This window comes from Mesorhizobium sp. M0243 (assembly GCF_040321775.1).
Classification (GTDB): domain Bacteria; phylum Pseudomonadota; class Alphaproteobacteria; order Rhizobiales; family Rhizobiaceae; genus Mesorhizobium.
On the sequence record NZ_JAMYSF010000005.1, the window covers coordinates 43,714 to 58,707 of the forward strand.

14 protein-coding genes and 1 other RNA gene are annotated in these 14,994 nt (G+C 62.1%); 5 read left to right on the forward strand and 10 right to left on the reverse strand.

Features of this window, described 5'->3' with window-relative positions:
• Nucleotides 1-41 precede the first annotated feature (41 nt).
• A non-coding RNA gene (gene ssrS, locus NKJ11_RS08240) (6S RNA) lies at nt 42-197 on the reverse strand.
• Between the two features lie 148 nt (nt 198-345).
• On the opposite strand from ssrS, the gene NKJ11_RS08245 reads away from it, so the two are divergent.
• The 5 genes from NKJ11_RS08245 to msrB all read left to right on the forward strand — a co-directional run bounded on the left by NKJ11_RS08245 (nt 346) and on the right by msrB (nt 4,334).
• Nucleotides 346-1,185, forward strand: a complete 840-nt coding sequence (locus tag NKJ11_RS08245; protein WP_352793041.1) for an AAA family ATPase — start codon at nt 346-348, stop codon at nt 1,183-1,185.
• Between the two features lie 85 nt (nt 1,186-1,270).
• Complete coding sequence (locus NKJ11_RS08250) at nt 1,271-1,717, forward strand: GNAT family N-acetyltransferase (RefSeq protein ID WP_352611384.1); 447 nt, start codon at nt 1,271-1,273, stop codon at nt 1,715-1,717.
• A gap of 7 nt (nt 1,718-1,724) precedes the next feature.
• Nucleotides 1,725-2,915: a vWA domain-containing protein gene (locus tag NKJ11_RS08255; RefSeq protein WP_352611383.1), complete on the forward strand. Its 1,191-nt coding sequence runs from the start codon at nt 1,725-1,727 to the stop codon at nt 2,913-2,915.
• Between the two features lie 19 nt (nt 2,916-2,934).
• Nucleotides 2,935-3,732 (forward strand): MBL fold metallo-hydrolase, encoded by a 798-nt coding sequence (locus tag NKJ11_RS08260; RefSeq protein ID WP_352611382.1) that lies wholly within the window; start codon nt 2,935-2,937, stop codon nt 3,730-3,732.
• A gap of 197 nt (nt 3,733-3,929) precedes the next feature.
• Entirely contained in the window at nt 3,930-4,334 is a 405-nt protein-coding gene (gene msrB, locus NKJ11_RS08265; protein WP_127270383.1) for a peptide-methionine (R)-S-oxide reductase MsrB, read from the forward strand.
• A gap of 83 nt (nt 4,335-4,417) precedes the next feature.
• Here the strand turns inward: msrB and NKJ11_RS08270 are convergent, their stop codons facing one another.
• The 9 genes from NKJ11_RS08270 to livM form a co-directional block, all read right to left on the reverse strand.
• Entirely contained in the window at nt 4,418-4,729 is a 312-nt protein-coding gene (locus tag NKJ11_RS08270) for a hypothetical protein (protein ID WP_127296219.1), read from the reverse strand.
• Between the two features lie 7 nt (nt 4,730-4,736).
• Nucleotides 4,737-5,177 carry a hypothetical protein gene (locus NKJ11_RS08275; RefSeq protein WP_127296220.1) on the reverse strand — a complete coding sequence of 147 codons (441 nt, stop codon included), beginning with the start codon at nt 5,175-5,177 and terminating at the stop codon, nt 4,737-4,739.
• Between the two features lie 50 nt (nt 5,178-5,227).
• On the reverse strand, nt 5,228-5,488 hold the full coding sequence (locus NKJ11_RS08280) for a DUF2312 domain-containing protein (RefSeq protein WP_013529099.1): 261 nt from the start codon (nt 5,486-5,488) through the stop codon (nt 5,228-5,230).
• A 155-nt stretch (nt 5,489-5,643) separates the two neighbouring features.
• The gene (gene pyc / locus NKJ11_RS08285) at nt 5,644-9,102 is read right to left on the reverse strand and encodes a pyruvate carboxylase (protein ID WP_352793042.1); all 3,459 of its coding nucleotides are present in this window, start codon (nt 9,100-9,102) and stop codon (nt 5,644-5,646) included.
• A 285-nt stretch (nt 9,103-9,387) separates the two neighbouring features.
• On the reverse strand, nt 9,388-10,506 hold the full coding sequence (locus NKJ11_RS08290) for a branched-chain amino acid ABC transporter substrate-binding protein (RefSeq protein ID WP_023811805.1): 1,119 nt from the start codon (nt 10,504-10,506) through the stop codon (nt 9,388-9,390).
• Between the two features lie 137 nt (nt 10,507-10,643).
• Nucleotides 10,644-10,991 (reverse strand): DUF6867 family protein, encoded by a 348-nt coding sequence (locus NKJ11_RS08295; RefSeq protein WP_023811804.1) that lies wholly within the window; start codon nt 10,989-10,991, stop codon nt 10,644-10,646.
• A 111-nt stretch (nt 10,992-11,102) separates the two neighbouring features.
• Nucleotides 11,103-11,831: an ABC transporter ATP-binding protein gene (locus NKJ11_RS08300; protein WP_127296224.1), complete on the reverse strand. Its 729-nt coding sequence runs from the start codon at nt 11,829-11,831 to the stop codon at nt 11,103-11,105.
• Complete coding sequence (locus NKJ11_RS08305; protein WP_352793044.1) at nt 11,831-13,399, reverse strand: ATP-binding cassette domain-containing protein; 1,569 nt, start codon at nt 13,397-13,399, stop codon at nt 11,831-11,833. The genes NKJ11_RS08300 and NKJ11_RS08305 overlap by 1 nt, the downstream gene beginning before the upstream one ends.
• Complete coding sequence (livM, locus tag NKJ11_RS08310; protein WP_023811802.1) at nt 13,399-14,994, reverse strand: high-affinity branched-chain amino acid ABC transporter permease LivM; 1,596 nt, start codon at nt 14,992-14,994, stop codon at nt 13,399-13,401. Before livM ends, NKJ11_RS08305 begins: the two co-directional genes overlap by 1 nt.

The following is a 14,994-nucleotide window of genomic DNA, read 5'->3' on the forward strand; positions in this document are numbered from 1 at the left end:
ACCGCAATCATCCACCGAAATGCGGGACGCGTGGCAATAAGTGACGATCCACACAACCGGTGGAGAGAGCGATCCCGGGAACCTACAAAGTAGGTGGGCGCCGTGTGAGAAAACCCACGGGTCTTCCCAGGGACAGCTCCCTAAGGATCGTTAAGGCCCCGGGGAAAATGTTCTCCTGCCGGGAAGCACAGACCGTCCCGCCCAATATAGGCTGCCGGCCGGCTAAGCGCCAGTGAGACGGGCATATGTTTCCATCAGGGTTCAAGCCCATTCGTCGCGGCCGGCGCACCCTTGCACAGGGTGAGCCGCGTCCTTACGGTTGCCATGATCAACCGAGGAGCAAGAATGCGTTTCGAAGGCACGGCGGCCTATGTCGCCGACAAGGATCTGATGGTGGCCGTCAACGCGGCGATCGCGCTGGAGCGGCCCTTGCTGGTCAAGGGCGAGCCAGGCACCGGCAAGACGGAGCTGGCCCGCCAGGTGGCGTCAGCACTTGGCCTCGACCTCATCGAATGGCACGTCAAGTCGACCACCAGGGCGCAGCAGGGCCTTTACGAATATGACGCCGTCTCGCGCCTGCGCGACAGCCAGCTTGGTGACGAGCGCTTCAACGACATCAGGAACTACATCAAGCGCGGCAAGCTCTGGGAGGCGTTCGCCGCCGGCAGGAAGGTCGTGCTTTTGATCGACGAGATCGACAAGGCCGACATCGAATTCCCCAACGACCTCCTGCAGGAACTCGATCGGATGGAGTTCTTCGTCTACGAGACCGGCGAAACCATCCGCGCCGCCGTCAGGCCGATCGTCATCATCACCTCCAACAACGAGAAGGAGTTGCCGGACGCGTTCCTGCGCCGCTGCTTCTTCCACTACATCCGCTTTCCCGACGTCGACACGCTGCATAGAATCGTCGATGTCCACTATCCCGGCATCAAGCAGAACCTGGTGCGCGCGGCGCTGACCCAGTTCTACGAAATCCGCGACGTGCCCGGCTTGAAGAAGAAGCCGTCGACCTCCGAGGCGCTCGACTGGATAAGGCTGCTGGTCGCCGACGACATCGCGCTGGAAGATCTGCGCGCCGATCCGAAGAACGCCCTGCCCAAGTTGCATGGCGCATTGCTGAAGAACGAGCAGGACGTGCATTTGTTCGAGCGGCTGGCGTTCATGGCACGAAGGCAGCAATAGGTAGCAGCAGCGCTTTCGCTTCTGTGGACCGTTGCCAGCAGCCGAACAGGCAGGCAGCCTCGGCCAAACCTTCAGAGGAGATGACATGGCTGAGATTATCGTCCGCCCGCTCGCGCAGTCCGACCGCGCCGATTGGCGGCGGCTGTGGACCGACTACCTCACCTTCTATGAGACGAAGCTGCCGGAAGAGGTCTACGCCATCACCTGGAAGCGGCTGTTCACCGAGGGTGAGTTCGAGCCGAAAGGCTTCATCGCCACGCTGGACAGCAAGGCGGTTGGCCTCACCCACTATCTCTACCACCGCTCAGGCTGGTCGGAAAAAAACAACTGCTATCTGCAGGATCTGTTCGCCGACCCTGACGTGCGCGGCAAGGGCATTGGTGCTGCGCTGATCGAGGCAGTAAGACAAGAAGCCGCGAAAATCGGCGTCAAGAACGTTTACTGGATGACGCACGAAACCAACACCACCGCGCGCAAACTCTACGACCATGTCGCGCGCCGCACCGGCTTCATCGAGTATGATCTGCTGTAGATAGACAATGTTCATCCCCTTCTTCCTCGAACTGAAGGCCGCGCGTGTTCCCGTTTCGCTCAGGGAATATCTGTCGCTGCTGGAGGGACTGGAAGCCGGGCTGGTCGACTACGACGTCGAAGGTTTTTATTACCTCGCCCGTGCGGTGCTGGTGAAGGACGAGCGCCATATCGACCGCTTCGACCAGGTGTTTGCGCATGTCTTCAAGGGCATCGAAGCGCTGGGCGGGCCGGATGCCGTCGATGTCGCTGACATTCCCGAGGAATGGTTGCGCCGCATCGCCGAAAAGCACCTGACCGACGAAGAGAAAAAACTGGTCGAGGCGCTGGGCGGTTTCGAGAAATTGATGGAGACCTTGAAGCAGCGGCTGGACGAGCAAAAAGGCCGCCACCAGGGCGGCTCGAAATGGATCGGCACCGGCGGCACCTCGCCCTTCGGCGCCTATGGCTACAATCCCGAAGGTGTGCGTATCGGCCAGCATGAAAGCCGCAACCGCCGCGCGGTGAAGGTGTGGGACAGACGTGAGTTCAGGAATTTCGATGATGCCGTCGAACTCGGCACCCGCAACATCAAGATCGCGCTGAAGCGCTTGCGTCGCTGGGTGCGCGAAGGCGCCGAGGAGGAATTCGACCTGCCCGGCACCATCCACGCCACCGCCGAACATGGCTATCTCGACGTGCAGACGCGGCCCGAACGGCGCAACGCGGTGAAGCTTTTGATGTTCTTCGATGTCGGCGGCTCGATGGACGACCACATCAAGAGCGTCGAGGAGCTGTTCTCGGCCGCCCGCGCCGAATTCCGCCAGCTCGAATATTTCTATTTCCACAACTGCCTCTATGAGGGTGTGTGGAAGGATAATCGCCGCAGGCATGCCGAGGTGATTCCGACCTTCGACCTCCTCCACAAATATGGCCCGGACTACAAGGTGATCGTCGTCGGTGACGCCTCGATGAGCCCTTACGAGATCGCTCATCCCGGCGGTTCGGTCGAGCACTGGAATCCGGAGGCAGGCAGTGTCTGGCTCGGCCGTCTGCTGCAGCAATGGCCGAACGCGGTATGGCTGAACCCCGAAGACCCCAAGAACTGGGGCTACACCCATTCGACTGCGATGATCCGCGACATCTTCGGCGGCCGCATGTTCCCGCTGACTTTGGCCGGGCTTGAGGGCGCGACCAGGCAGCTTTCAAGAAAACACTGAAAGACTGACAGGAGATCCGATGACCTGCTTTCTCTGCCTGCAATGCGGCGTCCAGTTCGCGGCGACAGAGACGCCTCCAAAACATTGCCCGATCTGCGAGGACGAGCGCCAATATGTGCGCTGGGAAGGGCAGGCGTGGATCACGCCGGAGGAACTTGCTGAAGGGCATCGGCTTGTGATGAAGGATGATGCCGGCGTTCTCGCCTTCGGCATCGAGCCGCGCTTCGCCATCGGCCAGCGGGCGCTGCTGGCACAGACGCCACACGGCAACGTGCTGTGGGACTGCGTTTCGATGGTCAGCGACGAGGCGGTGGCCGAGATCAACCGCCGCGGCGGCCTGGCGGCGATCGCCATCTCGCACTGCCATTATTATTCGGTGATGGTCTGTTGGAGCGAGGCGTTTGGCGGCGTGCCGATCTATCTCCACGCCGATGACCGCCAGTGGATCATGCGGCCGCACAAGGCGATCGTCAGCTGGGAAGGCGAGACGCTGGCCATAAACCCTTCGCTGACGCTCATCCGCTGCGGTGGCCACTTTGCCGGCGGTCAGGTGCTGCACTGGAAACGCGATGGCGGCGACGTCTTGCTGGCCGGCGATATCCTGCAGGTGACGCCGACGCGCCGCCATGTCAGCTTCATGTACAGTTATCCGAACTACATTCCGCTCAATGCAGCGGCCGTGCGCCGCATCGCGGCGGCGCTGGAGCCATTCGCATTCGAGCATATCTACGGCGCGTGGTGGAACCAGAATGTCATCGGAGGCGCAAAAGCGGCGTTGGCTGCTTCGGTCGATCGCTATCTGGCGGCGATCGCATGAAGGTCACGATCGAAAATGCGGGAAAATGCCGTAACAAATGCCTATCTTGGTGCGAATATGAGGTTGCAATCCGCGCATGACCCCGAGCCTCCGGTTCGGAAAGGATCATGCGCAAAACCAAAGTGCTACAGCGTCCCTTGCGCGTCCGATGGACGCGCGGCGCTGTAGGAGCGAGCCGGCAAGGCTGAGGAGATCACATGGACACCCACACCTACCCTGTAACTCGCACCGACGCCGAATGGCGCGCCCGGCTGACGCCCGAGCAGTATGCCGTCATGCGCGGTCACGGCACCGAGCGGCCGGGAAGCTGCGCTTTGCTCTACGAGAAGCGCGCCGGCACCTTTTCCTGCGCCGGCTGCGACCAGCCTTTGTTCGAATCCAAGCTGAAGTTCGAGAGCGGCACCGGCTGGCCGAGCTTCAACGACCCGGTGCCGGGCTCGGTCGAAAACACCGTCGACCGCAGCTACGGCATGGTTCGCACCGAATGCCATTGCGCCCGCTGCGGCAGCCATCTCGGCCATGTCTTCGAGGACGGCCCGCCGCCGACCGGCCTGCGCTATTGCATCAACGGCGTGGCGCTGAAATTCGAGCCCTCGGCCTGAGCCATCCGGGTTCGACACTATGAAAGGGCGGCATCTGTCGCCCTTTTCGTTTAAATATCCGTCGCCCCCCTCTGGGCAGACGATCAGACCACGATCATCGCCACCAGCCACAGCGTGGCGCCCAGCGTCATCATCCAGGCCTTGGCCCCGGGAATCTTTTCGGTGGTCCGCCACACCGCCAAGGTCAGGAACAGGCTGTAGGGCACCGACGCGAAATGCACTGCCAGCACAAGCCCGAGCGGCAACTTCAATCCGAGCAAGACGAGCGCCAGCACCGATGCGACGATGCTGACCGCGGTGCCGACGAGGACAAGGTCGCGCCAGAACAGCCGGTCGAGCGGCACCTGGCCTTGCCAGCGTGAGCGGAAAAAGGAGCCGATACCTTCTGGCAACACCGGATATCTATCCCTGCCCCAGGACTTCGGTTACCGCACGCTCGAAGCGCGAACATTCGGTCACCAGCCAGTCGGCCATGGCTGGCCAGTTGTCCTCGGCATAGCAGTTCACCCGCCACATCGAATTGATGCCGAGGCCCTCGCAACTCTGTTCCGGCCTGAGCTTCAGCCTGTCTTCGATTTCACGCTGAAACGGCTTCAGCCGCGACCAGGCTTGCGTGGCGCCGAACTTCTCGTTGCGACCGAAGAAGACGCCGACCTGGTTCTGCGCCGGCGCGACATACATGGAAAGGACCAAGGCGAAGTCGGGCAGCCCGCGCTGCCAGAACCAGGGTCCGCGCCGCGCCATCAGAGCCCTTTCTTCCGGATGCCGCTCAGCGAACAGCGTCCAGAAGCCGCGCTGGCGGAATTCAGAGGCGCGGCGGGCGCCGAAGTCGAATTCGCTCATGGCTTAAACCGTATCTCCGGCAACCGTGTCGGTGCCGGGGCCGGCTGATCTTACACCATGCCGAGTGCGGCCTTATACAGATCGAGGATGGTTTCCTCTTCCTGCCGCTCGGCCTGGTCCTTCTTGCGCAGCCGGATGATCGTGCGCATCGCCTTGGTGTCGAACCCAGTGCCCTTGGCCTCGGCGAACACTTCCTTGATATCGTCAGAAATGGTTTTCTTCTCTTCCTCGAGCCGCTCTATGCGCTCGATGAAGGCACGCAGCTGGCCGGCGGCAACAGTCTGGCTGGTATCGGTGATATCGTCGGCCATATTTTTCTCCAAAAGCATCGGCTCCGCGACTCGCGGACGACTGCGGCAAAATTTGAGCCGGTTCGATGCCCGACCGGCGGCGGCGGGTCAAGCCGTTATCGACCAAGCCACGCGGGCTGCCGCCAGAAGCCGACAACCGGTCCGTTTTGCGAACTCTAATTGAAAGCGATCAGCAGATCCTTGGCATCGATCTGGTCGCCCGCCTTGACCAGCACCTCGGCAACGGTGCCGTCGCGCTCGGCATGCAGCGCCGTCTCCATCTTCATCGCTTCGATGGAAAGCAGCACGTCACCGGCCTTCACAGCCTGGCCGGCAGCCACCGAAAGCGCCGAGACGACGCCCGGCATCGGTGCGCCGACATGCGCCTCGTTGCCGGGTTCGGCCTTGCGGCGGGCTTTGGCGGCGGACGCGCCATGCGCCCGGTCGGGCACCTTGACACGACGCGGCTGGCCGTTGAGCTCGAAGAACACGGTGACCATGCCCTTTTCGTCGACATCGCCGATGGCAAGGCATCGGACCACCAGCGTCTTGCCCTTCTCGATGTCGACGAAGATCTCGTCTTCCGGCTTCATGCCGTAGAAATAGGTCGGCGTCGGCAGGACGCTGACCGGCCCATAGGTTTCCTGCGCTCCGGCGAAATCCGTAAACACCTTTGGATACATCAGCCACGAGGCGAATTCGAACTCCGATAGCTTGCGCTCGAGCTTCTCCTCGATTTCCTTGCGGTTGGCCTTTAGGTCGGCTGGCTTGAGCAGTGAGCCGGGCCGCACCGTGATCGGCTTGTCGCCCTTCAGCGCCTTCCCCTGCAGCGCCGCCGGCCACCCGCCTGGCGACTGGCCAAGGTCGCCGCGCAGCATCGAGACGACCGAATCCGGGAATGCGATATCCTTGTCCGGGTTTTCGACATCGGCAACGGTGAGATCCTGGCTGACCATCATCAATGCCATGTCGCCGACGACCTTGGAGGACGGCGTCACCTTGACGATGTCGCCGAACATCCGATTGACGTCGTGATAGGTCTGCGCCACCTCGTGCCAGCGCGTCTCCAGTCCGAGCGAGCGCGCCTGTTCCTTCAAATTGGTGAACTGCCCGCCCGGCATCTCGTGCAGATAGACTTCCGAAGCTGGCCCCTTGAGGTCGCTTTCAAAGGCGGCGTACTGGTTGCGCACCGCTTCCCAGTAGAACGAGATTTTCCTGATCCATTGCGGGTCGAGACCGGGGTCGCGTTCTGTGCCCTTCAGCGCCTCGACGAGCGAGCCAAGGCATGGCTGCGAGGTGTTGCCGGAGAAAGCATCCATCGCCGCGTCTATGGCGTCGACGCCGCTTTCCACCGCCGCCAGCACCGTCGCCGCCGACAGGCCCGACGTGTCGTGGGTGTGGAAATGGATCGGCAGGTCGGTCGCCTCGCGCAGCGCCTTGAACAGCACGCGTGCCGCCGCCGGCTTCAGCAGTCCGGCCATGTCCTTGACGGCAATGATGTGGGCGCCGGCCGCCTGCAATTCCTTGGCCAGGCCGACATAGTATTTGAGGTCGTATTTCGCCCGCGCCGGATCGAGGATGTCGCCGGTGTAGCAGATCGCCGCTTCGATCAGCTTACCCTCGGCGCCGACCGCATCCATGGCGACGCGCATATTGTCGACCCAGTTCAGGCAATCGAAGACCCGGAACAGGTCGATGCCACCGCTTGCTGCCTGCTTGACGAAATGCTGCACGACATTGTCGGGATAGTTGGTGTAGCCGACGCCATTGGCGCCGCGCAGTAGCATCTGCAACAGCAGATTGGGCGCCGCCTCGCGCACCAGCGACAGCCGCTCCCACGGATCCTCGGTGAGGAAGCGCATGGCGACATCGAAGGTGGCGCCGCCCCAGCATTCCAGCGATAGAAGCTGCGGCAAGGCACGCGCATAGGTACCGGCGATGCCGGCAATGTCATGCGTTCGCACACGCGTGGCGAGCAACGACTGGTGGCCATCGCGCATCGTCGTGTCCGTGACCAGCACTTGCCTCTGATCGCGCATCCAGGCGGCGAACTTCTCCGGCCCGAGCACATCCAGCTTCTGCTTGCTGCCGCCGGGCACATTGCCGTTGAGGTAAGGCACCACGGGTGCGGCCGCATCGGCCTTCGGCTGCGGCCGGCCGCGCGTCTCGGGATGGCCGTTGACGCTGACGTCGGCGAGATAGTTGATGAGCTTGGTGGCGCGGTCCTGGCGCTTGACCTGCTGGAACAGTTCCGGCGTCGTGTCGATGAACTTGGTCGTGTAGGAATTGTCGGCGAAGCTCGGGTGGTTGATGATCGCTTCGAGGAAGGTCAGATTGGTGGCGACGCCGCGGATGCGGAACTCGCGCAGCGCCCGGTTCATGCGGGCGATCGTCTCGGCCGGCGTCGGCGCCCACGCCGTCACCTTCTCCAGCAGCGGATCGTAGAAGCGGGTGATGACAGCGCCCGAATAGGCGGTGCCGCCATCGAGGCGGATGCCGAAGCCTGTTGCGCCGCGATAGGCGGTAATGCGTCCGTAATCGGGGATGAAATTGTGCTCGGGGTCTTCCGTGGTGATGCGGCACTGCAGCGCGTGGCCGTTCAGCCTTATGTCCTTCTGCGCCGGCACGCCTGATTCCGGTGTGCCGATGGCAAAGCCGTCGAGGATATGGATCTGCGCCTTGACGATATCGATGCCGGTCACCTGCTCGGTGACGGTGTGCTCGACCTGGATGCGCGGGTTGACCTCGATGAAATAGAATTTGCCGGTGTCGGCATCCTGCAGGAACTCGACCGTGCCGGCGCCGATATAACTGGTCTCGCGGGCGATCTTCAGCGCATGGCCGCAAAGCTCCTCGCGCTGCGACATTTCGAGATAGGGCGCCGGCGCCCGCTCGACGACCTTCTGGTTGCGGCGCTGGATCGAACAGTCGCGCTCGAACAGGTGCACCGCATTGCCATGGGTGTCGCCCAGCACCTGCACCTCGACATGGCGCGCGCGTTCGATCAGCTTTTCGAGATAGACCTCGTCCTTGCCGAAGGCGGCTTTCGCCTCACGCTTGCCTTCGGTGACTTCACGGGCAAGGTCGGCTTCGGCGCGGATGGCGCGCATGCCGCGGCCGCCGCCACCCCATGATGCCTTCAGCATCACGGGATAGCCGATTCCCTTGGCCAGTTTCTTGACCGCCTCCATGTCATCCGGCAACGGATCGGTGGCGGGGATCACCGGCACCCCGACCTCGATGGCGAGATTGCGCGCCGCGACCTTGTTGCCGAGCCGCCGCATTGTGTCCGGCTTCGGCCCGATGAAGGTAATGCCGGCTTCGGCACAGGCGTCGGCGAATTCGGGACTTTCCGACAACAATCCGTAGCCGGGATGGATAGCATCGGCACCCGACAGCCTGGCGACGCGGATCACCTCCTCGATCGACAGATAGCTTTCGATCGGCCCCATGTCCCGGGTCAGATGCGGTCCGCGCCCGACCTGGTAGCTCTCGTCGGCCTTGAAGCGATGCAGGGAGTATTTGTCTTCTTCGGCCCAGATCGCCACGGTTTTGAGGCCGAGTTCGTTGGCCGCGCGAAAGACGCGAATGGCGATTTCGGACCGGTTGGCGACGAGGATCTTCGTGATGGCCAAGGACTGGGCTCCAGCAACGGAAGGAAGAGAAATCGGCGCAATGATTAGCGTGAAAATGCTGCAGTGCAAACAAATTTGACGCGCATTTAAACCGATTGAAATGGAATCATTGCGCCAGAGGCCATCGCATTCATCCAAACAGCCAGAAAAAGCGCCGGCTCTGCCGTGACGCACGATCATTCCCGGCTAAGGGACCCGGCTCCATCGGTCGCCCCCTGAATGGCAAAAGAAAATGCCCGGCGCGAGGCGCCGGGCATCCGCAAACGGTCTGGAGACTGACGAGTCTTACATCTTCTGGATGTAGGTGTACTTGCCGTCGTCGCCCTTCTTCCATTCGTACATCACGTAGCCGGGCAGCGTCGGGTCGCCCTTGGCGTCATAGGACAGATCGCCGAGCACGGTCTTGAACGGGCCGTTTTCATGCAGCGCCTTGGCAACTGCCTGCGGGTCGTTCGACTTGGCAGCGGTCGCTGCCTCGGCGATAGCCTGTACTGCGGCGTAGGAGTAGAGCGTATAGGCTTCCGGTTCGAAACCCTGCGCGCGGAACTTCTCGACGAGTTCCTTGTTGGCGGGGATCAGGCGCGGATCCGGACCGAACGTGTTGAGCGTGCCTGCAACAGCGTCGCCCGCGATCGAAGCCAGTTCGTTCGACACGATGCCGTCGCCGGAAATCAGTGTCGCCTTGAGGCCCTGGTCGGCCGCCTGGCGGATGATCAGGCCTGCTTCGGTGTGCAGGCCGCCCCAGTAGATGATCGAAACGCCGGCTTCCTTCATCTTGGCGATCAGCGCCGAGAAGTCCTTGTCGCCGACATTGATGCCTTCATACATGACTTCCGTCAGGCCCTTGGCATTCATTGCCTTCTTGGTTTCGTCGGCAAGACCCTGGCCATAGGTGGTCTTGTCGTGGATGACGGCGATCTTGGCGTCCTTGAAGTTCGCGGCGAGATAAGCACCGGCAATGCTACCCTGCTGGTCATCGCGTCCGCAGGTGCGGAACACATTCCACAGGCCGCGCTCGGTGAACTGCGGGTTGGTCGCGGCCGGCGTCACTTCGACAATGCCGTTTTCCGCATAGACTTCCGAAGCCGGAATCGAAACGCCCGAGTTGAAGTGGCCGACCACGAACTTGACGCCGTCGCCGACGAACTTGTTCGCAACCGAGATGCCCTGCTTCGGATCGGAGACGTCGTCGCCGACTTCGAGCTTGATCTGCTCGCCGTTGATGCCGCCCTTGGCATTGATGTCGGCGACGGCCGCTTCCGCACCCTTCTGAAGCTGTGCGCCGAAGGCGGCGTTCGGACCGGTGATCGGACCGGCGACGCCGAACATGACGTCAGCCCACGCGTTGCCGCCGAACGCGACCAGCGCGGTCAGGGCGACGGCGGACAAAAGTGACTTTTTCATTTAAACGCTCCCATTTACGGAGTGGGCGTGGATGAAGCTTTCATGCGATGCCCACCCTTATCGCAGAAAGCATAGTTTGCCGATTTTCAGGCACTTGTCACGCCGATTCAATTTCGAGACGGCGTTAATGATGAACGTCAGCCTTTCGGTTTCCAGCTCAAGAGTGAAGCTCTTTCGTAGAGCCAATTATACTGTGTCACCATCTGGTTGGTGCGCGTGTATTGATAGCCGACGAAGCCGAGGATCATCAGCACGATGGTGTCGACGACATAATAGTGCAGCGAGAACATGGTGCCGCCGAACAGCGCGTGATGGATGAAGCGGATCGCGATGCCGAGGCCCAGCATATAGGCGAACAGCTGGATGAAGCTGCGCCACGTCTGAGCACTGGCCTTGCCGGTCATCCACGCCGCCCAGCCGCCGAGCAGACAGGTGACGAAGAAGAACTGCCAGATCGAGGGTTCCTCGTAAAGAATGCCCTGCATGGTGAAGTCTCCTTAGCATGATCCCGAAAAGTTGCGGACTTTCCGGACAAGATCATGCGACAAACAAACAATCTGGAGCGGAATGGCGAATGCACGCATTCCGCTCCGAACTCAGTGGTGTCCGCCTTCGAGATAGGCGGCGCGCACTTCCGGATTGGCGAGCAGCTCCTTGCCGGTGCCGCTCATCGTCACATTGCCGTTGACCATGACGTAGCCGCGCGTGGCGAGCTTGAGCGCGCCGAAGGCGTTCTGCTCGACCAGGAACACGGTCAGCCCCTGGGTGCGGTTCAGTTCGCGGATGGCGTCGAAGATCTGCTTGACGATCAGCGGCGCGAGACCCAGCGACGGCTCGTCGAGCAAAAGCAGCTTCGGTCGTGCCATCAGCGCGCGTCCGATCGACAGCATCTGCTGCTCACCGCCCGACAGCGTGCCGCCGCGCTGGGTGATGCGCTCTTTCAAACGCGGGAACAGCGTGAACACCTTCTCGACGTCCTCGTCATAATGCTTGAGGTTGTCGAGGCTGGCGCCCATCTGCAGGTTTTCCATCACCGTCATGCGCGGAAAGATCCGCCGGCCCTCGGGCGACTGGGCAATGCGCATGCGCGCGATCTCGTGCGTCGGCATCTGGGTTATGTCGGTGCCGGCAAAGGTGATGGTGCCGGCGCGAGCCCGCGGCGCGCCGAAAATGGTCATCATCAGCGTCGACTTGCCGGCGCCATTGGCACCGATCAGCGCCACGATCTCACCTTCCTTCACAGTGACATCGACGCCGTTCAAGGCTCGGATGTTGCCGTAGTAAGTCTGCACGCCCTTGATATCGAGCAGCGTTGTCGCGGCCATCACTTGCCCCCTCCGCGCTTGCCCGCCACGGGCTTGGCAGCGGTCTTGCTCGCGGTCTTTCCGGAGGCTGCCTTTGCAGTCTTTGCGGAAGCATGGCTTGTCGCCACCTTGCCCGCATCGACGCGGCGCGAGAATTCCGTGTCCTTGCCTTGGCCGAGCAACCTGGCCTGTTTGACCCATTCCTCGCGCGCGATACGTCCGTCAAAGGCGAGATAGGCTTCGGCGGCCTCGACGTCGGCCTTTTTCCAGGCGCCGATCTGGTCGAAGTGGAAGATGCCGTGATCGTTGAGCTTCTTCTCGTTGACCGTACCGATGACCTTGATGCGGGTCAAATTATCGGCCTTGCCGCCGCGAGGCGCCGCCAGCCGATTGGAGATCTCTCCAGCCTTCGCCGTGGCCTTGACTGCCGGCTTGGCCGACGCGGTCGACTTCGCCGCCGTGCCGGTTGCCGCCTTTGAAGCCGCTTTCGGAGCAGGCTTTGCCTTCGCCGCCGGTACGGCTGCCAGCGAGGCTGCCTTGTTTGCCGCGGCGAGCGACCTGGCGTCGACCTGACCGGCCTTTGACGCTCCCTTGGCCACCGTAACCCGCTCGCCCGAACTGTGGCCGACCGTGTCGGTCACCGGCCCGGCAAGATAGGACGACGATGTTCCCGGACCATGCGCGGCATCCGGCCCTGTATCCAGCTGTTCAATGACATCTTCGTCGCCGACTTCGGTAAGGACGGCTTCGACTTCTTCGTCGTCGACGCCGAGATAGGCGGCGATGACGCGCGGATCTGTGCGCACGGACTGCGGGCTGCCGTCGGAAATCTTGCGGCCATACTCCAGCACCACGACATGGTCGGAGATTTGCATGACCACCGACATGTCGTGCTCGATCAACAGGATCGAGGTGCCAGATGTGTTCTTGATGTCGATCAGCAGCTCGTTGAGCGCCGCCGATTCCTTCGGATTGAGGCCGGCCGCCGGTTCATCGAGGCACAGAAGCTCGGGTCCCGTGCACATGGCGCGAGCGATTTCGAGACGGCGCTGCGCGCCATAGGGCAGGTCGCCGGCCGGGTCGTCGGCACGGTCGACAAGATCGGCCTTTTCCAGCCAATGCTTGGCGAGCTCCACCGATTCGGCCGAGGCCTTGCGATAGCCGCTGAAGCCGAACAGGCCAAGCACCGTGTAGCCCGATGCCTTCATCAGTTTGTTGTGCTGGGCGACCAGCAGGTTCTCCAGCAGGGTCATGCCGGAGAACAGGCGGATGTTCTGGAAGGTGCGCGCCACCTTGGCGCGCGCCGGGATTTCATGGTTGGGCAGCCGCTCGAGCAGGAAGGTCGAACCATCGTTCCGGTTGAGCGTGATCATGCCTTCCGAGGGCTTGTAGAAGCCGGTGATGCAGTTGAACACCGTGGTCTTGCCGGCGCCATTGGGGCCGATCAGCGCGGTGATCTCGCCGCGCTTGGCGGCGAAAGACAGATCGCCGATGGCCACCAGACCACCGAACTTCATCGACAGATGATCGACCTGCAGGATAGCGTCGTTCGTGCCCGAAGTGGCTTTCTGAACAGGGTTCGCATTCATCAGCCGTGTCCCTCCTTGGTGAAGGAGCTTGAGACAGCCTTTCGCTCCTTGAGGAAGGCGGTTGGTTCACGACTGCCGACGAAGCCGCGCGGCTTCCACAGCATGACGATGACCATGGCCATGCCGAACAGAAGCATGCGGTAGAGTTCCGGTGTGAAGTCCGGTCCGAAGACCTGCTTGAGGAAGTCGAGTTCGCGCAACGCCTCGGTACCGCCGATCATCACCATTGCGGCGACCGCGATGCCGACCAGCGAGCCCATGCCACCGAGAACGACGATGGCCAGGATGATGGCCGATTCCAGGAAGACGAAGGATTCCGGGCTGACGAAGCCCTGCCGTGCGGCGAAGAACGCGCCGGCGAAGCCGCCGAACATCGCACCCGTGGCAAAGGCTGTAAGCTTCGTAGTGGTGGTGTTGATGCCGAGCGAACGGCAGGCGATCTCGTCCTCCCGCAACGCTTCCCAGGCACGGCCGACCGGCATGCGCCGCAGCCGGATGGTAACGAAGGCTGTCAGCAGCGCCAGCGCCAGGATCAGGTAATAGAGGAAGATCTTGTAGTAGGCGCTCGATGTCGCGAGATGCAGCACCTTGGCGATGTAATTGGGGTCCGACACGTTGAAGGTCATCAGGCCGAAGAAGGTGACCTTCGGAATGCCGGAAATACCGGCCGAACCGTTGGTGACCTCACGCCAGTTGATCAGGACCAGGCGGATGATCTCACCGAAAGCCAAGGTGACGATCGCCAGATAGTCGCCACGCAGGCGCAGCACCGGAAAACCGAGCAGCACGCCCCAGAAGGCGGCCATGGCGCCGGCGGCCGGCAAAAGGATCCAGAACGACAGGCCGTATTGCGTGCCGAGCAGCGCATAGGCATAGGCGCCGACCGCGTAGAAAGCGACATAACCGAGGTCGAGCAGGCCGGCGAGGCCGACGACAATGTTCAGGCCCCAGGCCAGCATCACATAGATCAGGATCTGGATGCCGAAATTGTCGACCCATTTCAGCGAACCTTGCAGACCGCCGACGAACGACCAGGACATCAGCGACAGGATCGCCACTACCAGGATCGGATAGAGGATCAGCGCGGCAATGCCGAGTTTGGTGAAGTTAGCATGGATGAAGCCCCGGAAATAATAGATCACGCAGGCCAGCACATAGATGACTGCCAGGGCGCGCAGGAACTGCAGATAGCCCGCCGGCTCGGCTCCCACCCATCCGACGAGAGAGCTGTTGACCGCAAACAACACCACCGCCGCGACCAAGGCCACGATGAAGGCCGGCAACTGGAAGAAGCGTGACGCCACGCTGGCCGGCAGCAGGCCGGTGGCGACGTCGGTGATCTTCTGGTTGGCGAGGAAGGGCTGGCCATAAGCGACATAGAGGAAGCGCCCGACAGCCGTGGCGATCACCACGGCGGCAAGCAGGCCCCAGCGTGTCGTCAGGACCAGTTCATTGGAAATGTTCTGGCCGGTCTTCAGGCCGATGAACAGCACGAACAGGCCGAACGATATGGCAGCGGCATAAAGTGCCTCGCGCAACGCGCGCTGCATGGGGGTGGCGACGGTGTCGCGCTCCGGAGATACGGTGACGGCCAT

Coding starts and splice junctions, on each gene's coding strand:
- NKJ11_RS08275 (WP_127296220.1), bottom strand. CDS start 5,177: ATGAGCGAATTCGACTTCGGCGCCCGCCGCGCCTCTGAATTCCGCCAG.
- NKJ11_RS08280 (WP_013529099.1), bottom strand. CDS start 5,488: ATGGCCGACGATATCACCGATACCAGCCAGACTGTTGCCGCCGGCCAG.
- NKJ11_RS08250 (WP_352611384.1), top strand. CDS start 1,271: ATGGCTGAGATTATCGTCCGCCCGCTCGCGCAGTCCGACCGCGCCGAT.
- msrB (WP_127270383.1), top strand. CDS start 3,930: ATGGACACCCACACCTACCCTGTAACTCGCACCGACGCCGAATGGCGC.
- livM (WP_023811802.1), bottom strand. CDS start 14,994: ATGGCCGTCACCGTATCTCCGGAGCGCGACACCGTCGCCACCCCCATG.
- NKJ11_RS08300 (WP_127296224.1), bottom strand. CDS start 11,831: ATGGCCGCGACAACGCTGCTCGATATCAAGGGCGTGCAGACTTACTAC.
- NKJ11_RS08305 (WP_352793044.1), bottom strand. CDS start 13,399: ATGAATGCGAACCCTGTTCAGAAAGCCACTTCGGGCACGAACGACGCT.
- NKJ11_RS08245 (WP_352793041.1), top strand. CDS start 346: ATGCGTTTCGAAGGCACGGCGGCCTATGTCGCCGACAAGGATCTGATG.
- NKJ11_RS08255 (WP_352611383.1), top strand. CDS start 1,725: ATGTTCATCCCCTTCTTCCTCGAACTGAAGGCCGCGCGTGTTCCCGTT.
- NKJ11_RS08260 (WP_352611382.1), top strand. CDS start 2,935: ATGACCTGCTTTCTCTGCCTGCAATGCGGCGTCCAGTTCGCGGCGACA.
- NKJ11_RS08290 (WP_023811805.1), bottom strand. CDS start 10,506: ATGAAAAAGTCACTTTTGTCCGCCGTCGCCCTGACCGCGCTGGTCGCG.
- NKJ11_RS08295 (WP_023811804.1), bottom strand. CDS start 10,991: ATGCAGGGCATTCTTTACGAGGAACCCTCGATCTGGCAGTTCTTCTTC.